This is a genomic window from Micromonospora sp. I033, from assembly GCF_053890995.1.
The window spans coordinates 1-6491 of record NZ_JBSSLX010000277.1 but is presented as its reverse complement, the minus strand read 5'-3'; the positions used below and the strand labels follow the sequence as shown (position 1 = coordinate 6491).

Sequence of the window (6491 nt, the reverse complement as noted above, 5' to 3'; positions counted from 1 at the left end):
TCCATGACCAACCTGCTGGCTGCCGGGGAGCGCGCCGGCGTGCGCCACCAGGTGGTACCCGGTCAGCGGGCCACCCGGGCAACCGGTGAGCGGGCCACCGACACCCGGGTTCCCGCCGTCGGTGAGCGGGCCGCCCGCCGCCGCTTCGGTCAGCGCCTCGCCCGTGCCGCCCTGGGGAATGACCGCGCCGCCGTGGAGCAGCGCGGCCCCGCCGCAGCCGGTCGACCGGTCCGACGACGCGCACCCGGAGCCGGTCGCGGACGAACCGGTCACGGTGGACGCGGTCCCGGCGCCGGAGAGCGGTGACCAGGCGGCCCGGCCGCTGCCGGTCTACGACGACCTGCTGACGTTTCCCGAGTCGAAGCAGCCGGCGCCGGAGGCGTACCCGAGTCAGGGGGCCTGGCCGGCGGTGCCGCCGGCGTTCCACCAGCCGGCCGCGTACCCGGTGGCGGATGAGCCGGAGCCGCGCGGTCGCAACCGGACCGTGGTGGCCGTGGTGGCCGGCGCCGTGGTGGTCGCGGTGGCTGCCGCGGTCGGTGCCGGCGCGGTGCTGCTCAACCGGGATCCGGCGCCGCCGCCCGCGCCGGCGCCGAGCGCGGCGAAGCCGAAGGTGAGTGGCCCGCCCCCGGGGGACCTGCGCCTGCAGGACGACACCACCACGATCACGGTCACCTGGACCGACCCGACGGGCGGCGGTGTTCCGTTCGTGGTGGCCGGCGGGCAGGCCGGGCAGAAGCTGGGCGTGATGGCCACGGTGGACGCCGGGCAGACCCGCTACACGGTGAACGGGTTGAGCCCGAAGCTGGACTACTGCTTCACGGTGCTGGCCGTCTACTCGACCGACACCTACGCCACCTCGGGCCAGGTCTGCACGGACCGGGAGGGTGGCAACACGCCCAACTGACCGGCCGTCGCCACGACACGCTCGGTGTCCACAGCGGGACGGTCCGGGTACCACCGGCCCCGGCCGGCCCCTATGATGGCTCCCGGCTCTGGGGAGGGTCGACCACGCGCGCGCCGCCCTCCCCCACCGACACGGGGAGGCAGCCGGCAGTGACCACCATCGAGGACGTCACGAGCACCGGGCCGGAGACGGCCCGCCCCCGGTCCCGGATGCGGGGCGGGCTGGTGACCATCGGCACCGTGGCGGCGCTGCTGGCCGCGATGGGCCTGACCGTCCTCGGGCTGGGCGCCGCCGACAACGCGGTGGCCAACTACGACGCCTCCTCCTGGTTGTGGAGCACCAGCCGCAGCGAGCTGGCCCGGGTCAACGGGGTCACCGCCCGGGTGGACACCCGGATGGAGGTGCCCGGCGGCCGCCGGCACCAGATGCAGGTCGCCCAGACCGACCGGCTGCTGATCCTGCGCGACCTGAACACCGGCCAGGTCAGCTCGCTGGACCTGGCCACCCTCCAGATCACCGCGACCACGCCGACCGCCCCGGGCCTCGGGGTGAGCGTCGCGCTGCACGAGGACGCGGCGTTCGTCGTCGACGCGGTGCAGGGCATCGTCCGGCAGCTCGACCCGCGGTCGCTGACCCCGGTGGGCGAGCCGGTGCGCTACCCGCCGGGCATCACGGGCGGGGCGTTCGACGGCGCCGGCAAGCTGTGGGTCGCGGTGCCGAGCGAGGGCACGGTCTCGGCCGTCACCGCCGCCGAGCTGCCCGCCACGCCGGGCGCCGCGCCGCCGGCGGGGCTGAGCCCGAAGCGGGTCGAGACGTACGAGGTCGCCGAGCCCGCCCACGAGCTGGTGGTGTCCACCCTGGACGAAGGTGTGGCGGTGCTCGACCGCACCTCCGCCTCGCTGGTCACGGTGCGGGCCGGCCGGACGCAGCGGGCCAACCTGACGATGACCGCCCCGGGCAGCCTGCCGACGCGCACCAGCGGCTCACAGGTGCCGGTCACGGTGGCCGGCGAGCGGACGGTGCACGTGGTCCGCGACGGCGCCGAGGTGCGGCGGTTCACGGTGCCCGGCGCCGGTGAGCGGCTCAGCCCGGCGGTGGCCTGGGCGGGCCGCTTCTACTGCGCCGACGAGACCACCGGCACGGTCTACTCGTTCGACGCGAACGGGCAGCTCGTCGACACCATCAAGGGCTCCGGCCGACCCGGCCCGATGGAGCTGGAGGTCCGCGAGAACCACCTCTTCATCAACCCGCCGAACTCGTCCACCGCGCAGGTCGTGGACGACCGGAACCAGGTCCGCGAGGTCAACAAGTACGCCAACGACGTGCTCGGCGGCGACCCGCCGTCGGCTCCCCCGCCGCCGCCCCCGCCGAGGAAGCCGAAGGTGGGCAAGCCGGGCGCGCCGCGCGCGGTGACCGCCGCCGCGGGCAACGCGTCGGCGCGGGTGAGCTGGCAGGCGGCCGCGTCCAACGGCGCCGAGATCACCCGGTACGTGGTGGAGGGCGCCGACCAGCGCCACGAGGTGGGCGCGAACCAGCGCGCCCTGGAGATCACCGGGTTGACCAACGGCGAGACGTACACGTTCTCGGTGCACGCGGTGAACGCCAAGGGCGACGGGCCGGCGCGCCGGAGCAACCCGGTGACCCCGACCGCCGCCGTGCCGGACCCGCCGGCCAGCGTCACGGCCGAGGCCCGGCCGGACGGCACGGTGCTGGTGAAGTGGCCGGCGGCCAACGGCCAGGGCAACACGGTCACGAAGTACGCGGTGACCGCCAGTTCGGCCGGCGCCACCGCCCCGGCCGGCGACTCGCCCAAGACCGAGCTGATCATCCCCGCCGGCCAGCTGGAGTACGGCACCCAGTACGCCTTCACCGTGATCGCGGTCAGCGACAAGGGCGCCGGTTCCAAGGCCTCGCCGGTGAGCAACACGGTGGTGCCGTTCACCGCCCCGGCCGCGCCGACCGAACTGCGCGCGTCCACGGTGGCCGACCAGCCGGGCACCATCGCGGTGCAGTGGGCGCCGGCCGTGGAGAACGGCCGCCCGGTGACGAAGTACGTGGTGGAGGCGGCCGGGAAGACCACCGAGGTGACCGACGTGCGGACCACGATCGGCGGCCTCGGCGACGGGCAGAACGTCACCGTCAAGGTGAAGGCGGTCAACGAGGCCGGTCCCGGCGCGGAGGCCAGCACGAGGGCCCGCACGGTGGCCGCGCCCCGGGTCACGGTGACCGGCTCGTCGGCCGACGCCACCTCGGTGACGGTGACGTTCACCGTGGACGCGGGCGGTGGCCGGGCCACCTGCTCGGCCGCCACCGGCGGCAAGACGGCCAGCGGGAGCTGCTCCAGCCTGCGGGTGACCGGCCTGACGCCGGGCACGGCCTACACGGTGACGGTGACCGCGACCAACGCGGCCGGCAAGGGCACCGCCACCCGGGCGCAGGGCACCGATGCGCTGTACGGGATCGCGACCTGCAACAACGGTCCCAGCGGCGACCAGCGCACCTACTGCGACGCCGAGGTGGACGGCCGCAACGGCAACGAGATCTTCTCGGTGCCGCAGCAGCTCAACGCCAAGCAGGTCGGCTGGGCGAAGCCCGGCACCCGGCTCAAGGCGTACTGCCGGAAGCAGGGCGACAACGTCGACTCCTGGATCTACAACAACCAGAAGCAGAGCACCTGGTGGGTGCAGGTCGAGTACTCAGGACGCAACTACATCCCGTGGGCCTGGCTGAACCTGGAGGGTGGCGACAACATCAACCTCCTGCCCACCTGCTGACCGCGCCGCACCGAGGAGCACCGCGCACGTGAACACCCACGAACCGCTCACCCAGCCGGAGGTGCAGGGCTTCGCCGCCCTGGCCGCCCGGCTGGCCGAGAACGTCAACGCGGTCGTGCTGGGCAAGCCGCAGGTGGTCCGGCTGGCGCTGACCGCCCTCTTCGCCCAGGGGCACGTCCTGCTCGAGGACGTGCCCGGGGTGGGCAAGACGACCCTGGCCCGGGCGGTCGCGGCGACCGTGAAGGGGCAGTGGCGGCGCATCCAGTTCACCCCGGACCTGCTCCCCTCGGACGTGTCCGGCGTGACCATCTTCAACCAGGCCACCCGCGGCTTCGAGTTCCACCCGGGGCCGGTGTTCGCCAACATCGTGATCGCCGACGAGATCAACCGGGCCTCGCCGAAGACCCAGTCGGCGCTGCTGGAGGTGATGGAGGAGCGCACGGTCACCGTGGACGGCGTACGCCACCCGGTGCCGCAGCCGTTCCTGGTGGTGGCCACCCAGAACCCGGTGGAGATGGACGGCACCTACCGGCTGCCCGAGGCCCAGCTCGACCGGTTCCTGGTGAAGCTCTCCGTCGGCTACCCGGAGGAGGCGGTCGAGGTGGAGGTGCTGCGGGGCGCCACCCTCCGCTCCCCCGACTCGCTCACCGCGGTCACCGACACCGCCACCGTCGGCGAGATGGTGAAGATGGCCCGGCGGGTGCACATCGCCGAGCCGCTCTACGCGTACGCGGTGCGGCTGGCCGCGGCGACCCGCACGCATCCGCAGGTGCGGGTCGGGGTCAGCCCCCGGGGCGTGATCGCGCTGACCCGGGCGGCGTGCGCGTACGCGCTGATCGACGGCCGGGGCTGGATCATGCCGGAGGACCTGAAGACGCTGGTCGAGCCGGTCTTCGCGCACCGGCTGCTGCTCACCCCCGACGCGCAGGTGCGCGGGGTGACCCCGGCCGACGTGCTGCGCCAGGCGGTCGCGTCGGTGCCGGTGCCGCTGCCGTCGGGTCAGCCCGCCCCGGTCCACGGCTGAGCGGTGGGGATCACCGCCCGCGGCGTCGGGCTGCTCGTCGCCGCCGTCGTGCTGCTCGGGGTCGGCTTCCGGTACGCGTACCCGGAGCTGACCGTGCTCGGCGCGGCGGCCGGCGTCGCGGTCGGGTACGCCCTGGTGACCGCCGCCTGGCGCCCCCGGTTGACGGTCGAGCGGGTCGCCGACCCGGACCGGGTGGCCCGGGGTGAGCCGGCGGCCATGGTGTTGACGGTGCGGAACACCGGGCGGTTGCGGGCGGCGAACCTGGTGGCCGAGGACCGGTGCGGCGGCCGGCTGGTGCCGGTGCCGCTGCTGCGCCTGCGTCCCGGCCGGGACACCGAGGTGCGCTACCCGGTGCCGACGCGGCGCCGGGGTGTGGTGCCGGTCGGGCCGCTGCGGGTGACCCGGCGCGACCCGCTCGGCCTGGTGGCGCTGGCCCGCGCCTACGGTGACCCGGTGCCGGTGTGGGTGCACCCGCGCATCCACCCGCTGTCGGCGGTGCCGACCGGCGCCGGCCGCAGCCTGGACGGGCGCACCGACAGCGTGCCGCACGGTTCGATCACCTTCGACTCGCTCCGGGAGTACGTGGTCGGTGACGAGCTGCGCCGGGTGCACTGGCGGACCAGCGCCCGGGTGGGCGAGCTGATGGTGCGGGAGAACGTGGACACCAGCCTGCCCCGGCTGGTGGTGGTGCTGGACAACCGGGCGGCTGCCCACCCGGACCGGGACGCCGGGGTGGCCGAGTCGTTCGAGTCGGCGTGCGAGGCGGCGGCGTCGGTGGTCGCCGCCGCGACCCGGGAGGACCTGCCGGTGAGCCTGCTGCTGGTCGCCCCCGCCGCCGAGGAACCCGCCGGACGCACCGACGGCTCCGGACACGCCGGCCTGGAGGCGCCGCGCAGCCCGCTGGACCGGCTCGCCGCGGCGGAGCTGGCCGAGGGCGGGGCGGAGGTGCTGCGGGCCGCGCTGACCCGGCTGCGGCAGGACCGGCCCGGTGACACGCTGGTCTTCCTCACCGGGCCGGGCGCCCGCGCCGACCTGGGGCACGTGGGCGCGCTGCGCCGCGCGTACCCGTCGGTGGTGGTCGGGATGTTCGGGGCGGCGGAGCCGACGGCGGCCGGCGCGGCGGGCCTGGTCGTGGTGGACGCGGCCGACGGCGCCGAGTTCGCCGCCGAGTGGGACGGGATCCGCCGGTGGTGACCGTGACCCCGCCGCGCCCGGGCGTCGACGCGCCGGCCGGCGGGGCGGGTGGCGGCGCGGCGCGGGTGCTGCGGGCCGTGCCGGTGCCGCTGGCGCTGATCGTCATGATCGCCCTGGCCGGCGTGGTGCTCGGCCGGGTCTACGCGGACCCGTTGCTGACCCGCCTGACGGCCGGCGCGGCGGTCGGCTCGGTGCTGGTCAGCGTGGCCGCCCGGCGGCTGCCGTCCTGGCTGGTGGCGCCGCTGTCGGTGGCCGCCCTGGCCGGCTGGACGCTGCTGTCACTGCGGCTGGCGGCCAGCCACGCGGCGCTGCCCGGCGGCCTCGGCGAGGTGGCGGCGGACGCCGCCCGCAACGCGATCCCGCGGCTGCTCACCGCGATGATCCCGGTGGAGCCGACCCCGGACACCGTGCTGGTCCCGGTGGTGGCCGCCTGGCTGGCCGGGCTGGCCGCCGCCGAGGTGGCGCTGCGGGCCGGCCGGGTGCTGCTCGGCTACCTGCCTCCCGTGCTGCTCTTCGCCGGCGCGCTCTACGTGGTCGGGCCGAACGCGGACCCGGCGGTCGGGCCGACGGTGGTCTTCGCCGCGGTCGCCGCCGC

At 75.7% G+C, this 6491-nt stretch carries 4 protein-coding genes and 2 pseudogenes; 5 read left to right on the top strand and 1 reads right to left on the bottom strand.

What is annotated here, in order from left to right; translation table 11 throughout:
- Nucleotides 1-273: pseudogene (locus tag ACW0Q9_RS28160) on the bottom strand (hypothetical protein); the annotation flags it as partial.
- Between the two features lies 1 nt (nucleotide 274).
- On the opposite strand from ACW0Q9_RS28160, the gene ACW0Q9_RS28155 reads away from it, so the two are divergent.
- The 5 genes and pseudogenes from ACW0Q9_RS28155 to ACW0Q9_RS28135 all read left to right on the top strand — a co-directional run.
- The gene (locus tag ACW0Q9_RS28155) at nucleotides 275-904 is read left to right on the top strand and encodes a fibronectin type III domain-containing protein (RefSeq protein ID WP_456186391.1); all 630 of its coding nucleotides are present in this window, start codon (nucleotides 275-277) and stop codon (nucleotides 902-904) included.
- 209 nt (nucleotides 905-1113) lie between these two features.
- Entirely contained in the window at nucleotides 1114-3678 is a 2565-nt protein-coding gene (locus ACW0Q9_RS28150; protein WP_456186393.1) for a fibronectin type III domain-containing protein, read from the top strand.
- A 28-nt stretch (nucleotides 3679-3706) separates the two neighbouring features.
- A complete protein-coding gene (locus ACW0Q9_RS28145) occupies nucleotides 3707-4702 on the top strand; it encodes an AAA family ATPase (RefSeq protein WP_456186389.1) in 996 nt (331 codons plus the stop codon).
- Between the two features lie 3 nt (nucleotides 4703-4705).
- The gene (locus ACW0Q9_RS28140) at nucleotides 4706-5896 is read left to right on the top strand and encodes a DUF58 domain-containing protein (protein WP_456186387.1); all 1191 of its coding nucleotides are present in this window, start codon (nucleotides 4706-4708) and stop codon (nucleotides 5894-5896) included.
- A gap of 2 nt (nucleotides 5897-5898) precedes the next feature.
- Nucleotides 5899-6491: pseudogene (locus ACW0Q9_RS28135) on the top strand (transglutaminase domain-containing protein); the annotation flags it as partial.

Bases quoted from the DNA above. Each gene is read 5' to 3' on its own strand.
- ACW0Q9_RS28150 (WP_456186393.1), top strand. From the start codon at position 1,114: ATGCGGGGCGGGCTGGTGACCATCGGCACCGTGGCGGCGCTGCTGGCC.